The 19,322-nt window shown below is 51.1% G+C and carries 21 protein-coding genes and 4 pseudogenes; 18 read left to right on the forward strand and 7 right to left on the reverse strand.

Annotated elements, in window-relative coordinates; translation table 11 throughout:
• Positions 1 to 296 precede the first annotated feature (296 nt).
• Positions 297 to 2,143: pseudogene (gene glmS, locus IPL17_RS04785) on the forward strand (glutamine--fructose-6-phosphate transaminase (isomerizing)).
• Positions 2,144 to 2,261: 118 nt separating this feature from the next.
• Positions 2,262 to 2,672 (forward strand): annotated as a pseudogene (locus IPL17_RS04790) (cytidine/deoxycytidylate deaminase family protein); the annotation flags it as partial.
• 72 nt (positions 2,673 to 2,744) lie between these two features.
• Here IPL17_RS04790 and IPL17_RS04795 read toward each other — a convergent pair.
• Positions 2,745 to 3,374, reverse strand: coding sequence for an ArsR family transcriptional regulator (locus IPL17_RS04795; protein ID WP_345305937.1), 630 nt, complete (start codon positions 3,372 to 3,374; stop codon positions 2,745 to 2,747).
• 205 nt (positions 3,375 to 3,579) lie between these two features.
• On the opposite strand from IPL17_RS04795, the gene iscX reads away from it, so the two are divergent.
• From iscX to IPL17_RS04855, 12 genes and pseudogenes are all read left to right on the forward strand, one after another.
• Positions 3,580 to 3,789, forward strand: coding sequence for a Fe-S cluster assembly protein IscX (gene iscX, locus IPL17_RS04800; protein ID WP_345305938.1), 210 nt, complete (start codon positions 3,580 to 3,582; stop codon positions 3,787 to 3,789).
• 24 nt (positions 3,790 to 3,813) lie between these two features.
• Positions 3,814 to 4,410, forward strand: coding sequence for an NADH-quinone oxidoreductase subunit NuoB (gene nuoB / locus IPL17_RS04805; RefSeq protein ID WP_345305978.1), 597 nt, complete (start codon positions 3,814 to 3,816; stop codon positions 4,408 to 4,410).
• The gene (locus IPL17_RS04810) at positions 4,410 to 4,706 is read left to right on the forward strand and encodes an NADH-quinone oxidoreductase subunit C (RefSeq protein WP_345305939.1); all 297 of its coding nucleotides are present in this window, start codon (positions 4,410 to 4,412) and stop codon (positions 4,704 to 4,706) included. The genes nuoB and IPL17_RS04810 overlap by 1 nt, the downstream gene beginning before the upstream one ends.
• A 5-nt stretch (positions 4,707 to 4,711) precedes the next feature.
• Positions 4,712 to 4,786, forward strand: a pseudogene (locus tag IPL17_RS04815) (NADH-quinone oxidoreductase subunit C); the annotation flags it as partial.
• A gap of 15 nt (positions 4,787 to 4,801) precedes the next feature.
• Positions 4,802 to 4,981, forward strand: coding sequence for a hypothetical protein (locus tag IPL17_RS04820; RefSeq protein WP_345305940.1), 180 nt, complete (start codon positions 4,802 to 4,804; stop codon positions 4,979 to 4,981).
• A gap of 64 nt (positions 4,982 to 5,045) precedes the next feature.
• Positions 5,046 to 6,148, forward strand: a pseudogene (locus IPL17_RS04825) (NADH-quinone oxidoreductase subunit D).
• A gap of 15 nt (positions 6,149 to 6,163) precedes the next feature.
• Positions 6,164 to 6,811, forward strand: a complete 648-nt coding sequence (locus tag IPL17_RS04830; RefSeq protein ID WP_345305941.1) for a 4Fe-4S binding protein — start codon at positions 6,164 to 6,166, stop codon at positions 6,809 to 6,811.
• 104 nt (positions 6,812 to 6,915) lie between these two features.
• Entirely contained in the window at positions 6,916 to 7,989 is a 1,074-nt protein-coding gene (locus tag IPL17_RS04835; RefSeq protein WP_345305942.1) for an Mrp/NBP35 family ATP-binding protein, read from the forward strand.
• Between the two features lie 108 nt (positions 7,990 to 8,097).
• On the forward strand, positions 8,098 to 8,352 hold the full coding sequence (locus IPL17_RS04840; protein WP_345305943.1) for a hypothetical protein: 255 nt from the start codon (positions 8,098 to 8,100) through the stop codon (positions 8,350 to 8,352).
• 36 nt (positions 8,353 to 8,388) lie between these two features.
• Complete coding sequence (ricT, locus tag IPL17_RS04845) at positions 8,389 to 9,330, forward strand: regulatory iron-sulfur-containing complex subunit RicT (protein WP_345305944.1); 942 nt, start codon at positions 8,389 to 8,391, stop codon at positions 9,328 to 9,330.
• A complete protein-coding gene (locus IPL17_RS04850) occupies positions 9,314 to 10,042 on the forward strand; it encodes a PIG-L deacetylase family protein (protein WP_345305945.1) in 729 nt (242 codons plus the stop codon). The genes ricT and IPL17_RS04850 overlap by 17 nt, the downstream gene beginning before the upstream one ends.
• Positions 10,042 to 10,656, forward strand: a complete 615-nt coding sequence (locus IPL17_RS04855) for a hypothetical protein (RefSeq protein WP_345305946.1) — start codon at positions 10,042 to 10,044, stop codon at positions 10,654 to 10,656. The genes IPL17_RS04850 and IPL17_RS04855 overlap by 1 nt, the downstream gene beginning before the upstream one ends.
• A gap of 117 nt (positions 10,657 to 10,773) precedes the next feature.
• Here IPL17_RS04855 and IPL17_RS04860 read toward each other — a convergent pair whose 3' ends face one another.
• From IPL17_RS04860 to IPL17_RS04870, 3 genes are read right to left on the reverse strand one after another with little or no spacing between them, the layout of a single operon-like run.
• Positions 10,774 to 11,580: an NAD-dependent deacylase gene (locus IPL17_RS04860; protein ID WP_345305947.1), complete on the reverse strand. Its 807-nt coding sequence runs from the start codon at positions 11,578 to 11,580 to the stop codon at positions 10,774 to 10,776.
• The gene (locus IPL17_RS04865; RefSeq protein ID WP_345305948.1) at positions 11,523 to 12,224 is read right to left on the reverse strand and encodes a hypothetical protein; all 702 of its coding nucleotides are present in this window, start codon (positions 12,222 to 12,224) and stop codon (positions 11,523 to 11,525) included. The genes IPL17_RS04860 and IPL17_RS04865 overlap by 58 nt, the downstream gene beginning before the upstream one ends.
• The gene (locus tag IPL17_RS04870) at positions 12,221 to 12,919 is read right to left on the reverse strand and encodes a hypothetical protein (protein WP_345305949.1); all 699 of its coding nucleotides are present in this window, start codon (positions 12,917 to 12,919) and stop codon (positions 12,221 to 12,223) included. Before IPL17_RS04870 ends, IPL17_RS04865 begins: the two co-directional genes overlap by 4 nt.
• A gap of 57 nt (positions 12,920 to 12,976) precedes the next feature.
• Here IPL17_RS04870 and IPL17_RS04875 point away from each other — a divergent pair, with 57 nt between their 5' ends.
• From IPL17_RS04875 to IPL17_RS04890, 4 genes are read left to right on the forward strand one after another with little or no spacing between them, the layout of a single operon-like run.
• The gene (locus tag IPL17_RS04875; RefSeq protein ID WP_345305950.1) at positions 12,977 to 13,963 is read left to right on the forward strand and encodes an ATP-binding cassette domain-containing protein; all 987 of its coding nucleotides are present in this window, start codon (positions 12,977 to 12,979) and stop codon (positions 13,961 to 13,963) included.
• 14 nt (positions 13,964 to 13,977) lie between these two features.
• On the forward strand, positions 13,978 to 14,808 hold the full coding sequence (locus IPL17_RS04880; protein WP_345305951.1) for a DUF2785 domain-containing protein: 831 nt from the start codon (positions 13,978 to 13,980) through the stop codon (positions 14,806 to 14,808).
• A 33-nt stretch (positions 14,809 to 14,841) separates the two neighbouring features.
• Positions 14,842 to 15,636, forward strand: a complete 795-nt coding sequence (locus IPL17_RS04885) for an ABC-2 family transporter protein (protein ID WP_345305952.1) — start codon at positions 14,842 to 14,844, stop codon at positions 15,634 to 15,636.
• A complete protein-coding gene (locus IPL17_RS04890) occupies positions 15,637 to 16,419 on the forward strand; it encodes an ABC-2 family transporter protein (protein WP_345305953.1) in 783 nt (260 codons plus the stop codon).
• Between the two features lie 58 nt (positions 16,420 to 16,477).
• Here IPL17_RS04890 and IPL17_RS04895 read toward each other — a convergent pair whose 3' ends face one another.
• Genes IPL17_RS04895 through IPL17_RS04905 form a run of 3 tightly spaced genes read right to left on the reverse strand, consistent with a single transcriptional unit; the run spans position 16,478 to position 19,051 of the window.
• Complete coding sequence (locus IPL17_RS04895) at positions 16,478 to 17,263, reverse strand: ABC-2 family transporter protein (RefSeq protein ID WP_345305954.1); 786 nt, start codon at positions 17,261 to 17,263, stop codon at positions 16,478 to 16,480.
• A 4-nt stretch (positions 17,264 to 17,267) separates the two neighbouring features.
• Positions 17,268 to 18,071, reverse strand: a complete 804-nt coding sequence (locus tag IPL17_RS04900; protein WP_345305955.1) for an ABC-2 family transporter protein — start codon at positions 18,069 to 18,071, stop codon at positions 17,268 to 17,270.
• Positions 18,068 to 19,051, reverse strand: a complete 984-nt coding sequence (locus IPL17_RS04905; RefSeq protein WP_345305956.1) for an ATP-binding cassette domain-containing protein — start codon at positions 19,049 to 19,051, stop codon at positions 18,068 to 18,070. Before IPL17_RS04905 ends, IPL17_RS04900 begins: the two co-directional genes overlap by 4 nt.
• Between the last annotated feature and the right edge of the window lie 271 nt (positions 19,052 to 19,322).

Below are 19,322 nucleotides of genomic sequence, written 5' to 3' on the forward strand. Positions count from 1 at the left end.
ACAGGTTTTGGAAACCTGTCAGGTCTCAAGAAAAATCGAAAGATCAGCGGAAGCCTTCCCGGGTACGCCATACCCGTCATTCTTTCCCTCCAAAGAAAAATTTTGCCTACAAAACCCACGTGAGCGACCGCGCGGTCAAAAGGCAATGGGACGGCAAAAATTACAACAATGTCGTTGCGAGGAGGATACTCTCCCTGACGCGGCAACCTCATTATTATTAATCTGGAGGTTGCTTCGGGCGAAAAGCAAGAGCGCCTTCGCAATGAAAAAATCTAACAATCGGAGGACTCCCTATTATGTGTGGAATCGTCGGATATGTCGGCCCGCGTGACGCGGTGTCGATCATCCTCAATGGCCTGAAAAGGCTTGAATACCGCGGCTACGACTCGGCTGGAGTGGCTGTCATTAATGGAAACCAGATCGATGTGCGGAGAGACGCGGGCAAGTTGTCGCAATTAATTGACCTGGTGGGAAAATCGCCATTAACTGGCGCACCTGGAATAGGTCATACGCGCTGGGCAACACACGGCGCGCCTTCTGCGCGTAACGCGCATCCGCATGTCGGCAGCACGGGCAAAGTCGTCGTAGTGCATAACGGCATCGTGGAAAATTTCCTTGAGATCAAAGATAAAATGGTCGCCGAGGGGCGTCAATTTCCTTTCAGAAACCGACACGGAAACCATCGTGCACCTGGCTGAGCATCATCAAGCCGCGGATGCGAAAGGTGATTTTGTAGAAGCGGCACGGCGTACCTTCAAACAGATCGAAGGCGCGAACGTGGTCCTGCTCATGTCGGTGGATGACCCGGATAAGATCGTGACCGCGCGCATCGGCAACGCGGGCGGCGTGGTGATCGGGCTGGGCGAAGGCGAGAACTTTATCGCCTCAGACATCCCCGCCATTTTGGAGCACACCCGCAAAGTGATATTTTTAGTCGCGCCAAATGGCGATCGTCACGCGCGACAGCGTATGCATCGAAACACTCGAGGGCGTGGAAGTCAAACCAGAAATCCACACGATCGCATGGGACGCGGTCGCCGCTGAAAAAGGCGAATACCGCCACTTCATGCAAAAGGAAATCCACGAACAGGTGCGCGCACTGACAGACACACTCGCGGGCCGCGTGGACTTCAAGGAAGGCCGCATCCGCCTGCCCGAGCTAAATCTCACACCCGAACTCGCGAAACGCATTCAGCGCATCTACATCACCGCCTGCGGCACCGCCGCATACGCGGGCATGGTCGGAAAGTATCTGATCGAAAAGATCGCACGCATCCCCGTGGAAGTGGTGATCGGTTCAGAGTTCCGCTACAGCGACCCGATCGTGGACGAAAACACGGTCATCCTGGCCATCTCACAATCCGGTGAAACCGCGGATACTCTGGCTGCCATGGAAGAAGGACGGCGCAAAGGCGGTATCATCTGGAGCATCGTCAACGCGATCGGATCACAGGCGATTCGCGTGGCGAATGGATATATCGCGATGCAAACGGGACCTGAAATTGGTGTGGCATCCACGAAGGCATTTACAGCGCCGTTAGTGGATCAATATATGCTCGCAATCCTGCTGGCAGACATGCGCGGAACGATCGATGAAAAGACCCGCAAAGAATTGGTCGCAGACCTGCGGCTTGTCCCCGACCTCGCGGGGCGTGTTCTGGATAGAGAACCGGAAGTAGAAAAAGTTGCCCACGCTTTGAAGGACATAAAAGACTGTCTTTATCTTGGGCGCGGGATCAACATGCCCATCGCCTACGAAGGCGCGCTAAAGCTCAAAGAGATCTCATATATTCACGCGGAAGGTTACCCCTGCGGGAGAATGAAACACGGTCCCATCGCCTTGATCGACAAGGAGATGCCGGTGCTGTGCATCGCTCCCAAGGACCCGTGGCATGAGAAAATGATCTCACAGATACAACAAGCGAAAGCGCGCGACGGCATTGTCATCGCGGTCGCCACAGAAGGTGATGAACTTGTCAAAGGCATGGCTGACCATGTGCTGTGGATTCCCGAAGCGCCATGGATGCTCTCCCCGATCCTGACCGTGCTCCCATTGCAGTTACTCGCCTATCACATCGCCGCCATCCGCGGACTGGATGTTGACCAGCCAAGAAATTTAGCAAAGAGTGTGACGGTGGAGTAAATCATGTCATTGCGAGGAGGGCATTTGCTCTTTCCGACGAAGCAATCCTTTATTATTTGGAGGCTGCTTCTGCAAAGAACAAGTGCGCCTCGCAGCGACATAATTATACGGAGGAAGCATGCGCCCAGATTGGGATTCCTATTTCATGAAAATCGCATACGCTGTATCGGAGCGAAGCACCTGTGACCGGGCCTTTGTGGGCAGCGTGATCGTGCTTGACAAACGTATCCTTACAACAGGATTCAACGGCTCGCCCGCCGGACAGGATCACTGCGACGAGATCGGGCATCTCATGGTGGATGGACACTGCGTCCGTACGATCCACGCGGAAACAAATGCCATCATCCAGGCCGCGCTGCATGGAGTCTCCACCAAAGGCTCCACCTGCTATGTGACGCATTTGCCGTGCATCAACTGCACCAAGGTGCTGATCAATGCCGGCATCGCGCGCATCGTTTATAGCACAGCCTACCGTACAGACGAAAACGCGATGAATTTTCTCAACGCCGCAAATATTGAGGTGGTGCAAAAGGAATTCAACACGCCTAAACCTAAGGCGGACCTGCGGGATTTTCAACTGACTTCCGCAGGTCCTACAGCCTCACCCAACCCGAAATACAAACGGACACAATCCGCGCGCACTTGATTCGCTTTTGGTAAATTGCGCAATCGGTCTTCCCAGTGATATTTCCAACATAGCCGAATCCATTTTGCACAGCTCGGGGTGAGTTTCAATGATCTTTGCAAATGGACATCTCCCAAAAATTATCCGTGGACCTTCCGCGGCGGCCTCCCAACGCGACTGATAATGCATCTCATTTAATTTATCGACAAGCAAGGACAATCGCTTTGACATAGGTTGATTTGAAAATCCAACCAAACCCTGTGATCGAGCAATGCCTTCCCCTATTGATTCCATATTGACCTTGGCACCTAACAATGCATCCGCCAGAACGGACAAGTTATCTCCCAGCGCAGATTGCGACAGCGAATACATTTTTTCAGGCCTGCCGCGTCCGCCGCGCTGATGAACAGAAGTCACTTCAAGGCGGCCATCAAAAGTCAATATGCCAAGGTGATGGCGCACATTCGGCGCGGACATTTTCAGCGCGCGCGCGATCTCACGCGCAGATGCGGCGCGGGTCTTTTTCAGGTGAGCGAGAACTTTTTGACGGGCTGTGAGCATGAGTGTTCCTTTGTGTGCGCCGACTGACGGATTGCGGAAGTCCACAAATGTCCGCCAAGTGCGCGCACCTTGCGGAAGCGGAAAATTTATTTCGAAACAGAATCAGATAACAGTCAAAAAAGATGCATTTTTGTCATTCAGTGGCCATGATTATACTCACTTCTTTATTTTTGAAAACATATTTTTGCATAATTCCGTTGACTTATCCTCTTCTCCTGCTATAATTCGCATTTGTGATGAAAAATACCAAATGAGTTTAAACTGGGAATCAACCTACGCGATCGCTTTAGAGTTACGCCGTCAGCATCCAAAAATCAATATTGAAGAAGTATCGTTACAGCAAATTTATCAATGGACAATACAACTTAGTGAATTTGAGGATGACCTGTCGCTCGTGAACGACGACATCCTTTACGCAATCTACCAAGACTGGTTCGAGGAGAACATTCATGGAAAATGAAAGTTAAGTTTACCGAACTACAGCATCCCTGAAGATATTCAAAATGTTGTAGCCATCACAACGCTGGACCGCCTGTACAACTGGGGACGGCGTTCATCCGTCTGGCCGTTGATGTTCGGTCTGGCGTGCTGCGCCATCGAAATGATCGCAGCGCAAACCGCGCGCTACGATATGGCACGCTTCGGCATGGAAGTCATGCGCCCCACCCCGCGTCAGGCCGACATGATGCTGGTGTCCGGCACGGTGACGAAGAAAATGCTTCCTTCAATTATCCGCTTGTACAACCAGATGCCCGAACCAAAATATGTTGTGGCAATGGGCGCATGCGCATCAAGCGGCGGCCCATTCAAAGAGGGCTATAACGTGGTCGCTGGTATTGATAAATTCCTGCCCGTTGATGTGTACATCCCCGGCTGTCCTCCCACTCCGCAGGCGCTGATCGCAGGCATGATCAAACTGCAGGAAAAGATCGACAAGCAATCCATCAAGAGCGTCACCTGGTACAACAAGGAAAAGAAGGATGGCAATTATGTACCCATGCCGATCCTCGGACCTGACTTGATCGATGTGCGCCGCAACGCGGAAATTAAACAAGTTTCCGCACAAAAGGAGAGTGCATAATGGCAGCGCCTCTCACTACGACCGTTGATCTGGTCACCCGCTTCCCGGGCATTGTCAGCGCTGATACACGCCCCGGCTACACAGGCTTCATCGTCAACAAAGAGAATCTCGTCGAAGTGGCAACCGCCGTCCGCGACGAATTTGGTTTTGATTTATTGACCGCCGCCACCGCAGTGGACTATCTCGCCGAAAACAAAATGGAAATGGTCTATCACGCCTTCAAAACAACAGGCGGCGCTGGATTGATTTTCAAAGTGCAGGTGGAACGCGTCGACCCGATCGAGTCCCTTCACTGATCGAGATCTGGCCCGGCGTTGATTTTCAAGAACGTGAAGCCTGGGATCTATACGGAATCAAATTCACGGGTCACCCCGACCTGCGCCGCATTTTGATGTGGGAAGGCTTTGAAGGCCACCCGCTCCGCAAGGATTGGAAAGAACCCTTCTTTGAAGAGGAAGTCAAACCGTTCAAGAGCCGCTGGCCTGACGGGCAGCATACTTTCGCAGAAAATAAAAACCCATTCCGCGACAATCTCAATTTCCCCAAAGATTTTGACCCTGAAAAAATATGAGGTCAGGGAAGAAGATCTTTATATGTCGCTTGAACGCGACACCATGAAAGATATTGACGGCAACATGAAGACCGAGCACATCGTGGTCAACATGGGACCGCATCACCCGTCCACGCATGGCGTGCTGCGCGTGGCAGTCCAGTTGGACGGCGAGACCATTATCGGCCTCAAACCGGTCATGGGCTACCTGCACCGCAATCACGACAAGATCGGTGAGCGCAACACATACCTACAGAACATCCCCTACACGGACCGTCTCGATTATTTCAACTCGATGAGCAACAACTTCGGTTACTGCACCACAGTTGAAAAATTGATGAAGATCCCCGTGGCCGAGCGCGCGGAATATATCCGCGTGATCATGGCGGAACTGAGCCGCATCCAGAACCACTTGATCTTCATCGGCATGTTAATGAACGATCTCGGCACCATGTATACGCCTTCGCTGTACGCCTTTGAAGAACGCGAATTGGTGCTCGATATTTTTGAAGCCGTCTCTGGCGCGCGCATGATGTGCAACTACTTCCGCTTTGGCGGCGTGGTGCGTGATATTCCTGATTTTGCGATGCAGAAGATCAAAGACCTGGTCTTTGACCGCCTGCCCGCCAAGACCGATGAAATGGAACGCTTCCTCAACGAGAATGAAATTTTGGTGGCGCGCTTGAAGGGCATCCATGTCTTGAACGCAGAAGACGCCATCAAATACTCCGTCACAGGTCCTGTGTTACGCGCCACTGGTGTTCCATATGACCTGCGCCGCGCCGACCCATATTCAATCTATGACCGCTTCGACTTCGATGTGGCCGTGCGTCACAATGGCGACATGATGGATAACTATCTGATCCGCTTTGACGAGATCAGACAATCGCTCAGAATTCTGGAGCAGGCGATCAAGCAGATCCCCCAAGGGCCGATCAACTCGCAGAAAGCCGCGTACCAGGTTCGGTCCCGGCAGGTGAAGCGTATGGCCGCATCGAGTCACCGAAAGGCGAATTGGGATTCTACATGGTTTCGAACGGCAAGCCAAATCCATACCGTTATCATGTGCGTCCGGCATCTTTCGTCAATCTTCAATGCGTCGAAAGCATGTGCCGCGGCACAAAGATCGCTGACTTCGTTGCCTTGCTTGCCATGCTCGATATCGTCATGGGCGAGTTGGATCGCTAACAGGAGAACTTAAACATGTATGGAAAAGGTATTCTTAAAGGATTAAGCGTCACCTGGAAGCGATTCTGGGATACATATACCGAAGACATCTCGTGGATGCTGCGCGGTAAGAAGCGCTACAACACAGTCGAAGGTGTGGCACACCGCTCCAGCAAAGATACAAAAGGCATCTTCACGGTGCAGTATCCTGAAGAGCAATTGATCGTGCCGGAAGAGTTTCGTTATGTGCCGTTTCTGGTTTACGATGAAGGCACGGATGGCAAGAAGGAAGTGCGCTGTACCTCATGCGGAATTTGCGCGAAGGTTTGCCCGCCGCAATGCATCTGGATCGTGCGCACGAACGATCCCTCCACGGGCCGGCCTGTTCCCGTTCCGACGGATTTCTTCGTTGATATGGACATCTGCATGAACTGCGGTTTCTGCGCGGAATATTGTCCGTTCGACGCGATCAAGATGGATCATGAGTTTGACATTGCATCCTACCAACGCAATGTATACAACCTGGAAAAATTGATGAAACCCGCATCGTACTACGCAGGCATCCGCCCCGAGAACTACACCCGCGAAGAAGACGCTCGCAAAGCCAAGGAAGCCGCCAAAGCCGCCAAGGCTGAAGCAAATGCCGCAGCCGCATATTTAGTCGTCGAGGGCGCCTTTTATTAGCCCGACACCGCGCGCCAGTGCACAGGAAACCATGTTTACCTGTCCACTTAGGTTTGAAGAACACCCTCCTCGCAACGACATCATATTTTTAATAGGTAACCTAAATGACAATCACAAAAGAAGCCGTATTAGCCGCGTTGAGTAAAGTGCAGGAACCTGAGCTGCATCAGGACCTCGTCACCCTGAACATGATCCGCAATTTGGAGATCGAGGGCGACAAAGTCTCATTTACAGTTATGCTCACCACCCCTGCCTGCCCCCTGCGCGGACGCATTGACAAGGAAGTTAGAGAAGCCGTAATGACCGTTGACGGTGTAAAAACCATCGAAGTCAAAATGGATTCAGACGTACCGAATGATGGCCGTATGCGCGGACTGGTCAACATGCCCATCCGCAACGCAATTGCGATCGGCTCTGGAAAAGGAGGCGTTGGCAAGTCCACTGTTTCAGTCAACATCGCAGTTGCGCTGGCTCAAAGCGGAGCGCGCGTCGGCTTGATGGATGCGGATATTTACGGTCCCAATACCCCCACCATGCTCGGCGTGGACAAACTCCCCAACCCTGACGGACAAAGACTTATCCCTGCAGAAGCCTATGGGATCAAAATGATCTCCATGGGACTGCTCGTCAAACCTGGTCAGCCCCTCATCTGGCGCGGACCGATGCTCAACTCTGCCATCCGTCAATTCCTTGGCGATGTAGAATGGGGCGAACTGGATTACCTCATCATTGACCTTCCGCCCGGCACAGGTGATGCGGCCTTGTCACTCGCGCAGGCTTTGCCATTGAGCGGCGCAGTCATTGTGACATTACCGCAACTGGTCTCACTGGAAGATGCCAGCCGCGGCTTGAATATGTTCAAGCAACTGGAAGTGCCGATCCTTGGCGTCGTTGAGAACATGTCCTATCTTGACCTGCCCGATGGCACGCGTATGGATCTCTTCGGCTCAGGCGGCGGTGAAATGCTCGCAAGAGAAACCAACACGACTTTCCTCGGCAAAATACCGATAGACCAAAACGTCCGCATTGGTGGAGACACCGGTAAACCGATCGTTGCCTCATTCCCCGAGTCGGCGGTCGCCAAATCACTGCAAGAGATCTCGCAAAAAATCGCGGCCAGAGTCAGCGTAGCAGCCATGACCGCCAGCAACGCCCTGCCGATCAATATTGTTGAATGAAGTAACTGGTAAAAAAACCAGACCTGATGGGAGCAGGTGTTCCTGTCAGGTCTGGTTTGATGATTCTATAAACCAGCCAACTCACTCCATACTCCGAGGAGATAAATCATGCCCGGCATATTCTCACCCCTTGAACACTACCTGCGCGGATTAGCCGCCCAGCAATTAGAGATCACAATTAATTTTGATGACGCTGAAAATATATTGAACAGCAAATTACCGTCATTGGCATATCAAAATTACGCATGGTGGGCAAATCAAGACGAGAATAGACTGGCAGAGACCCAGCCCTGGCTGGAAACCGGCTGGCGCGTCGAAACCGTCAACTTCCAGGACAAATGGGTCCGTTTCGTCAGAGTATAAGTCTCCAATCCCTTTCCCTACGGTATAATTGCGCCCATGCAAACTAACATTATTGGTGTTCGATTTACAAAAATCGGTAAAATTTACCACTTCGACTCGACCGATCTCCCCGACTTAAAGCCGGGCGAGCATGTCATTGTAGACACATCACGCGGCAAACATCTCGGTGAAGTTGTCCAAGTTCTGGCTGAGACTCCCCCTCAACCTGAAGGCGGATGGAAATCTGTGGAGCGGCGCGCCAATCCGCGCGACTTACTGCTCCAGCAATCCTGGCAAGCCAAACAAACCGAAGCCATGATCAACTGCCGCGCGCGCGCGTCCGAACTTCGTCTGCGGGACGTAAAGATCGTGACAGCCGAATATAACTATGACGGGTCGCGCCTCGCTTTCCTCTTCAGCACGGAAAGCGAAGAGAAGGCCGAGCTCAAGTCCCTCAAAAAAGATATGAGCAACCTCTATCCGAACACGCATGTTGAAATGCGCCAGATCGGTCCGCGGGATGTCGCCAAATTCCTGGGTGGCATGGGCGCGTGCGGAATTGAAACCCGCTGCTGCTCAAAATTCCTAACCGACTTCTCTCCCATTTCGATCAAGATGGCCAAGGAGCAGGGCATCTCGCTCACGCCAAATGAGATCACCGGCATGTGCGGCCGCCTGCGCTGCTGTCTTATCTATGAATACGAGCAATACGTGGAAGCGCGCAAGACCCTGCCCAAACGCAACAAGCGCGTGGTCACACCCAAAGGCGAGGGCAAGGTCATTGACCTGATCCCGATGAGCGACAAGGTTGTTGTGCTGATCGAAAGCGGAACGGACCGCCCTCAACACATGACCTTCTCACGCGAAGAGATCGAACCGTGGGACGAACTCGAAGCCCTGCGGCGCAAATCCCAGGCTCCCTGTGACCGTCACGAAGGCGGCGGATGCACCTGCGGAAAAGCCAGCCCGCTCAAGAAAAACAATGACCGAAATAACTGATACCTGGGAATCCCCACAAAAAATTCTGGTGATTCTGGCTCACCCCGATGACCCGGAATTTTTTTGCGGAGCCACGCTAGCGCGTTGGGCACGCGCAGGGCATGAGATCACCTATCTGCTGCTGACTTGCGGCGACAAAGGATTTAATCCCGCCACTCACCCTGAAATGACTCCAGAAAATTTATGCGCTCTCAGACCCGATGAACAAAACAACGCGGCCAGCATCATCGGAGCAAAAGCGGTTCATTTTCTGGACCGTGAGGATGGGTACGTCGTCGCAGACTTAAAGCTGCGCCGTGACATTGTGCGCGAGATCCGCAGGCACCAGCCCGACATCCTCGTCACCTGCGACCCGCAAACTTTATTCGCAACATACGGGATCAACCATCCCGATCACCGCTATTGCGGACAGGCAGTGCTGGACGCAGTGTTCCCAGCCGCCGGCAATATCGCATACTTCCCGGAATTGCTTATCGAAGGTTTTGAACCGCATATGCCAAAAGAAGTATGGTGCTCCCTTACCAATCAACCCAACACTGCAATCGATGTGACTGAAACGTGGGACATCAAACTCAAAGCAGTTCTTGAGCACAAGACGCAGGTTCAAGATGCTGAGAAACTCGTTGAGAGATTTAAGTCCCGTCGAACAGAAGACAGCACAGAAGAGAATCCGCGGTATGAAGAAAAGTTCAGGGTGGTAAAGTACGGCTAATGACCGCGCAAATCTCTGACAGCATCTGGATAAATGAAGAAAATTTTTCCGTTGTTGGCGTTAACGGCAACGACCTGTTCATTCCTCAAGCCTGGGGAATCAATCCAGTCGCAACCGTATCTTCCTGCTGGCGGGGTTATGTCTGTCAATACAAAATCCAATCCAATAAATTGCTCCTGGATAACCTACAGGTATCCTTTGGAATTTATGAAAACAATGGAATACGGCAGGCGTTTGTTCCACAGACAAGCCCGGCCATTAACGGGGTTATTCCGAATGCTCCCGGAGGGGATTATCCATTATTCAATAATATTTACGAAAACCTAGGTCTTGAAATTAATTTTTCAGGGGGAATACTGGCGGGAAACGGTTTTATTCAGGCATTGTATGTTCACATGGGCTTTCACCCCGCCTGGAAATATCACCATGTCCATGAATTAATTTTGGAAAAGGGCAATACACAGGAAATACGGGATGTAAGCGGTGTAATTGAAAAGATCAGAAACAAAATGATCGAACACCCTCTTGCAGCCGATATTTCAGAATCCAGCCAGCGGGATTTTGAATCCTGGATAGAAAAATCTTTCAGGCTCAATTACAACTTGAATCAATGAACGCCACTGTGAAACAAACCGGCAAGCTTGTTGAATTATTTGAAGTTCCATGACTGCTGTCCACAGGATGTTCGCGCTAAATACGCAGGGATGGAATATAAAACTCTGGGAACATTTTCAGACTTGAATGGAAATATCCCAAACCGCTTTCACCAACGCGGGTAATATTTCGCCAGATTTTCCATGAAAGACGAAATCAGCCCTGGGGGTCAGCGGAGTCGGCTCGGCGTTGATCTCAATGACCACAGATCCATTCTCGCGTGCGGCGAGTGCCAGCGCGGCGGCAGGATGCACCACTCCCGAAGTCCCGATCGAAAAAAAGACCTGCGCCCTGCGCGATGCCGTCACTGCGGATTCCAACTCAAGCCGTGGAAGGGATTCACCAAACCAGACAACGTCGGGGCGCAGCAATCCGTCACATTCATCACAACGCGGGACAGAATCCAGGTCGCTCCCCCATGTTTCTGTAAACCGGCCGCAGACCGCGCATCGTACGCGCAGGATATTTCCGTGCAATTCCAGGACATTTTTGGTTCCAGCCAGTTGATGCAGGCCGTCCACATTTTGAGTGATGAGCGTAAATTCCGGGAATTTTTTTTCCATCTCGGTTAGTGAGTAATGGCCCAGATTGGGTCGTACTGCTTTGACAGCCTCACGGCGGAAGGCGTACCAATCCCAAACCAGTTTGGGGTCGCGTTCAAATGCGTCAGGGGTAGCCAGGTCCTCGGGACGGTACTGCGCCCATAGCCCGGATTGAGTGTCTCTAAAAGTGCGGAGTCCGCTCTCTTGTGAGACGCCAGCGCCTGTCAAGGCAGAGACACGCTCAACCCTCCTCAAGAATAAGATCAAGTCAGACGGAAATTCCATCAGGGTTTCAACACAGTGGGGGTTATCGTCAGTGATGGAGTTGGTGTCAGGATACATTCGACCATTGCCAGAGATTCTTTAAAGATTGCGGTCCGTCCAATTTCACGCGCGCTGGAAGTGCTGGCAATCAATTGATATTGAACCCAGGTGTTCCGGAATATTTCGAAACCTTTGATCTCCTGAGGGGTGAGATCATGGGTAAATGTGCCGGCCCCGATGGTTTGCATGGTGATCCGAGTCCATTCACCCAGCGTACCTTCACGTTTACTTTTGAAGCGCACGAACAGATCAACAATGTCTGAATTAACAGGATCGGAGACCTGCGCGGTAATTTTTATCGTCCCAGGCTGGCATTGACCCGATTTATAAAACTCCGTTCCAAAAACCGTAACCGTCAAGAAGCCTTCCATTTGCAAGGTGGGTGTGCCCGTGTTGGGAGTGATCAACGCAAGCGGGGTCACACTAACCACAGGCGTATCAGTGATGATCTGCGTGGGTGTGGGAGATTTTAGCCCGACCTGCGTCGGAGTGAGGGTAAAAGTAACCGTTGGTGTAACAGGCGTGACAGTCGGCCTTGGCGTATATGTGTTCGTTGAGGGGAGCTGCGGCGTGGGAGTTCCAGCCGTACCAAACGACAACGCACCCAGAGAGCAGGACATGGACAAGACTGCGCAGGTGAGAAGAAAGTATATTTTTTTCATGGTTTTGGCGTTACGATCGGGCAGCCCTTTAAAGGCTCAAGACACATACAAGGCGACATGGCGGCAGCCTCGGTATAAATTTTTGTGCGGCCAACCTCTTCTCCTTTATTATTCGTGGCCACCAACTGCACCCTGACCCATGAATTTTTATAGTGATTATGCCCCTCGATCTCGTTCGCGCGCAAATTGTAGGAGAATGTTCCATCACGATAATTGAACATGACGTCACCCGTCGTCCACGGAGTGTAATCCTCTTCCTTTGCAGATTTCACTTGAACGAAGATGACAACGCTTACAACTTCATCCGGGTCCAAAACTTTTGCAGTGACCTTGGATCTATTTGGTTTACAGCTTCCCCAAAAGATCTTACTCTCCGAGATATCCACAGACAAAAACCCTGGACCTGGAAGGGATGATGTGGCGGTTGGGACCGGTGTGATCGTATTGATGCCCGCAATGATCGGGATCGGCACAAATGTGGCTGTCGGAAAATTTGGATCCTGGGTTGGGAAATGCACGATCGTTGGCGAAGGTGTGATGGATGGTGTGAGCGAAGCGCTCGGCGTAATGCTCGCTGTAAATACCGCAGTTGAAGTTTCCACAGGCAAGGGCACATCCGTTGTTCGGGATAATGAAACGCCCGAACAGGCTTGTAAAAAAATCATCAACACCATCATCAATTGGGACCTGCGCATACGCTACCTCTTTCACGCTATAATATTGCGAAAACTCTGCACCCATTTTACAACAACATGACATCAATTGAAGTAGTAAACCTGCAAAAAACATTCCAGACCAAACGCAAAGCCGCGGGGTTGAGCGGGTCGTTGCGTGCGCTGATCAAGCCTGAGTATAGTTCCATCGAAGCAGTTCACAGCCTATCGTTCAGGATGGATGCGGGAGAACTGCTCGGATTCATCGGTCCGAACGGCGCAGGAAAATCCACCACCATAAAAATACTGACGGGCATTCTGCATCCAAGCGGCGGCGACGCGAAAGTGCTGGGATTTACTCCGTGGAGCGAAAGACAAAAACTTGCTTATCAGATCGGCACGGTCTTTGGGCAGCGCCCCCAGCTTTGGTATCACCTGCCCGCCATGGACACCTTTTTGCTGTTCGGGAAAATCTACGAGCTGGACGACCGCGAGACCAGGAAGCGCATTGATTACCTATCAGATGCGTTTGAGATCAGGGACCTGCTGGATGTGCCGGTGCGGAAACTTTCGCTTGGACAGCGCATGCGCTGTGAAGTGGCCGCCTCGCTGCTGCACCGCCCGAAACTGCTCCTGCTCGATGAACCATCCATCGGTTTGGATGTAGTTGCAAAACAGCATATCCGTGACGCGATCAAGCGCATGAATCAAGAGGAGGGTGTTGGTGTGCTGCTCACCTCCCACGACGCGGGTGACCTGGAAGCCTTGTGCAAACGCGTCATCATCATCAACCACGGACAGATCGTGTACGAAGACAAGGTCTCAAACTTGAAGCGTAACTTCCTGACCACAAAATTGGTTCAAGTTCGTTACGCGCTGGAAGTTCCGAAGGATTTCTCGATTGCCGGCGTGGAGACGTTAAAGGTTGGGCATTATGGTGTGAAATTAAAATTTGATACACTGCAAACCCCTGTTGATGCCGTCATCTCGCATCTTTCGGAGGCTGGCGATATTATGGACATCACTATTTCCGACCCGCCGCTTGAAGAAGTGATCTCTAATATTTATCAGGAAGCAAACGCGTAGAAGGAATATTCAGCATGGACAAAGAATTTTGGACAGAGATACAAAAAAATCAATATGAAATTCCCGCAGGTCATACCCTCGCCGGATTGACACGTGAACTATTCTCGTACCTCGGCTCAACAGACCCGCAATTGCGCGATGAAATTGGATACACAGTCTTCGCAAACTGGCTTAAACAGGATCGTTATTCTGTTGAGGAGCTACGCGGATATATCAAGGAATTGCTGGCAAACCTTCACATTCGAATAGGCGAGATCGAAAGCGACTCCATCTTTCTGCGCACCTTCTCCATTCTCTTTCTGGCTGAGATCATCCACAACGATAACAAAAAAAGCCTGCTCGACAAATCGGATATTGCTTTCGTTCTCGAGCAAGGCCTATGGTACATCACCGCTGAAAAAGATCCGCGTGGATATATTCCCATTAAAGGATGGGCGCACGCTCTCGCCCACAGCGCTGACTTAATGCTGGTGCTTGGGCGCAACCGGCACCTTAAAGAGCCAGATTTTCTGAACATTCTGAACGCAATTTCAGAGAAGATCATCCACTCGACAAATTACATTTATATTCATGGCGAAGATGAAAGACTCGCCAGTGCGGTTAATCAGATTTTACGCCGGGACCAGATCCCAGTGGAAAATATCAAGGCATGGGCGGGCTCATTCACCGCGCAAGACTGGGCGGGCGCTTATACCGACGAAGACCGCAACCGGGCTTTTCAGAATACACGCAATCTTTTGCGAAGCATCTATTTGGAATTAATGCAATCAGAACAAGGCAGTTCCAAACAAGTTGAGTTTGAATCAATTTTCCTTGAAGCGCTACAGAACTTAAAACCATTTTAGAAGGCACACGCACCAGTCTGCCTACGCGAAGCCATGAAAACGATCTCAAAATACTGGTCCATCTTTCAGATCACACTGATCAACTCACTCGCCTACCCCGGTGAACTGGCCGGGCGCAGTTTGATGATCATCCCCTTCATGTGGATCTTTTATCAACTGTGGAAAGTCACCTTCAGCGCAGCAGGTGTTGAGTCTATGAATGGCCTGACCCTGCGCGATACACTTTGGTATCTCATGCTGGCAGAGACCATTGAACTGGGCCGCCCGCCGATTGCCCGCACCATGTCTGAAAATGTTAAAGACGGTTCCATCGCGTACATCCTCAACAAACCGTATGACTTTTTACTTTATCAATTCAGCACCGCCATGGGCGAGACTATTTTCCGCGCCATGCTCAACGCCGTCTTTGGCGGGCTGACCGTACTCTGGCTGGTCGGCGCGCCTGAGCACCCCGAAGGATTCTTAATTGCATTACCCGCCATCCTGGGCGCATGGGTTTTACACTTCTGCATCAACGCCATGATCGGTCTTTCTGCGTTTATCATTGAAGATGTGTCCGCCTTCACATGGATATATCAAAAGCTGGCCTTTATCTTTGGCGGCATGTTAATTCCGCTGGATTTTTATCCGCAGTGGCTGCAAACCTTCGCAAAATTCCTGCCCTTCTCCAGCGCGATCTATGGACCTGCGCGTTTATTCGTTACACCAACCACGCAGATATTTATCAATGTCATGACCCTGCAACTTGGTTGGATCATCGTATTAATTTTTTTACTGACCGTTGCCTATCGCCGCGGGTTGACTCAATTAACGGTAAACGGTGGATAAATGACAGAACTCAAGATCCTGCTTGCCATCTGGAAAACAAATCTACTATCCGCCATGGAATACCGCGCCGCGTTCCTGACCCAGGTCATCGGCATGCTCGCGAACAATTTCATTTACTTCGCGATCTGGATCATCTTCTTCGATAAATTCAAGGATGTGCGCGGCTGGGGCGTGAACGATATGTATGTCACATTCGGCGTGCTGGCAAGCGCATTCGGCATCGTCAGCCTGCTGTTCGGCAACGCCTTCACTTTGAGCGACATCATCTCAAAAGGCAGGCTTGATTATTATCTTTCCCTGCCGCGTCCCGTTCTTCTGCACACCGTTTCCAGCCGAACCATCGCAAGCGGATTGGGGGATTTTATCTACGGGTTTATCAGTTACGGCATGTCAGGATATTTCTCGTGGGACGGACTCGTCCGCTACGTTCTAGCCATGCTATTGGCCGCCACTGTTTTCGGGGCATTCCTGATCCTGACGCAGAGTCTCGCCTTCTGGTTCGGCACGATGTCTAATTTAAGTGGTTTGATGCTCAACGCCATGCTGACTTTCGGCATTTATCCGATCACGCTCTTTGACAGTTACGCCAAACTGATCCTGTTCACCCTCATCCCCGCCGCGTTAATGGGCGCCGTACCCGCGGAATTCATCCGCGCTTTCTCATGGCAGGTATTGGGAGAGTTATTATTAGGCGCAACTGGCTTCCTTGCGCTGGCGATATTTATATTTCACAAGGGGTTGCGGCGCTATGAGAGTGGAAGCGCGATTCAAATCGAGATTTAATAACCTCAATAGCTATAATAAAAATGGCAGTCACCTTAAAAGTGACTGTCATTTTTATTTAAGAAGACGCTCCTGAATAATTACTTAATCCCAACCGCCATAGTCCGCGCGAGAGGATGACAAACAAGAGGGTCATACCAAAGGCAAACAGCAAACTCGTTCCGCTGAGGCGGTTGGTCAATGCTTCGGCAGGGACGGTCACAGCAAAAGCGACGGGAACCAAAAAGGTCAAGCCTGTGCGAAGCCAATCGGGATAGATACCCACAGGCCAGCGGCCCGCGGCATATAGTCCTTCAAAGAGATTGCTGATCTCCTGAACACGAATGACCCAAAATGAAATGGATGTAACCATCAGCCAGACGCAATACAGCATGACCCCGCCCATAACCAAGGCCGCGAGAAACCCAAGAAGCTGCAATATACCCAATGCACCTTTCAGTTGAACAAAAGCGATACTGATCACAACCATCCCAACAATGACATCCACCAACTGCCAGAAGCGGAACTCACGCACACTGACAAGGGTTTGCGCGTCGGCGGGTTTGGTCAGTGCGAAATCCAATGTACCGTTGCGGACATCATCCATCAGGCGTTCCATGTTCGGTTGAATAACGGAGCGGATCACACCTCCCATCAGCAAGTGAACTCCCATCACAGCGAGCAGCTCAGGGCGGGACCAGCCCGCAAGCGTAGTCACCTGCCCAAATACAAGCGAGAGACCGATCAGTCCCGTGGCGACCGAGATAAACGATTGAAGAAGTTGGATGAAGAAATTGATGCGGTATTGCATCTCATTCAATACACCGATCCGCAGATAGGTAAGAGCAAGTTTTATTGGGTTCATAAGGCTATCCTCCCACCGCGGAATACTGCTTGATGGCAAAACTCCAGATCAGGTTGAGCATGACGACGCCTGTTGCGATCCACAGCACCTGCATTCCGAAACCTGACCAAAGCTGGGCATCGGTCATATTGCCGACGAGCACTTCAATCGGAAAGAAAAATGTCCATTTGAATGGCAGGTAATTTGAAAGATTCTGCACCCAGGCAGGCATGATGGTCATTGGCACGAGGCGGCCAGAGAGGATCAGTTCAAGACCGAAGTACAACTCAAAGATGGCACTGACGCGCGTAGTCCAAAAGGTGATCATACCCAGCAGCGAAAGCAGCATGGTGCGGATCAGATAGGCGCTCCAGATGGCAAGAAAGAATACAACGACCTCCATCAAACGGATATCAAAAGTTGGTTTGAATATCCATGAAAGAATGGCAGCCAATGGCAGCCAGAGCAGGATGACCACAAACTTCCAGCCCGCGAAGAAGGCGACGTCAGCATGGATGGGGTGGATCGGACGCATCAACTCCATCGAAAGCCGCCCTTCACGAATGCGCCATTCCCACCCATATGGGGTGAAGACAATGTTCATGTTGCGCACCAAAGTCCAGATGATGTAATATGCCGCGAACGCGCCCACGGTGTACCCACCTGCGGAGCCGCCTTCCTGTTTCGCGATGGTAGTCCACACGACCAGATAGATTACCGGCTCAGTAATCATGCCTATCATATAAAAATAATTCGCCACACTATATTGGATTTGTTCCAGAATGGAAATCCGCATCATGGCTAAATAAAAATCAATATAACGTCTCATTTAGCCTCCTCGCTGGAGGTGAAGACGCTGTCAATCACATCGTCAATTGGAGTATCTTCCACGGTCAGATCATCCACCTGCAGGTCGGAAAGCAGATTCGCTGTGACTTGGGAAGTCTTCGATTTGGCGACGCGCAAGGTGATGCGCGAACCGTCACGGGTAAGCACTTCCCCGTATTGAGACAGGTCAACTTCAGGGTTCGGCAGAGTGACACCGAGAGTCTTGAAAGATGAAAATTGAGTGACGAGCGTACTCAACTCTCCGTCAAAAAGAGTCCGCCCATGATGAATCACGATGACGCGCTTGCATAGGGCTTCCACATCCGCCATGTAGTGACTGGTGAGCAGGACGGTCGCGCCCCAACGCTGGTTGTATTCCTTGATGAATGTGCGGATGCGGCGCTGCATGGTGACATCCAAACCAATGGTCGGCTCGTCGAGGAAAAGCACTTTGGGACGATGAAGCAGAGCGCCAACGATCTCCATCTTCATGCGCTCGCCCAGCGAGAGATTGCGGATGGGTTTATTGACCAGATCCTTTAATTCCAACAGGTCAATAAAGTCATCACGGGTCTTTTTAAATTCAGACATGGGGACGCCATAGATCGCACGCTGTAGTTCAAACGAGTCGATGGCGGGCAGATCCCAGGACAGTTGATTGCGGTTGCCCATGACCAACGCCACCTGACGCAGATAGTCATGGGAACGCTTGGTCGGCTCATAACCCAAAACATTCACTGAGCCTGAGGTTGGGTGTAAAAGTCCGCTCAAGACTTTGAGTGTGGTGGTCTTTCCAGCGCCATTCGGACCAAGAAAGCCGACGACTTCGCCCGGTTCAATGCTAAAAGAGACATTATCCACCGCTTTGACTGTGCGATATTTACGGTTGAACAGGCTGATCACAGCCGCTTTCATCCCGCCTTCACGCTCGGGGACATTGTAATGTTTTGATAAGTTGGAAACTGAAATAGCAGGGGTCACAAGAATTCTCCTAATTTGACGGAACAATAGGCGGTTAAATGAAAAACCGCAGGGCGCGCCTGCGGTACATGCAGAAAAGCATGAAGAGTCTAAAATAACTCGCTCGGAGGCGCACAAAGTTCAAAGTGTGAGGTAAATTTTTCTTTCATCGAAGCAGCCTCCTTTCAGTGGGATAAGTTTGACAAGTTTAGCACAGATGGAATTTGGAGGCAAGATTTTTCTGGTATAATCTCGCCCGTGACTGGTCCTGCCCTACGGTCAAGTTCTCTTG

Source organism: Candidatus Villigracilis saccharophilus (assembly GCF_016711665.1).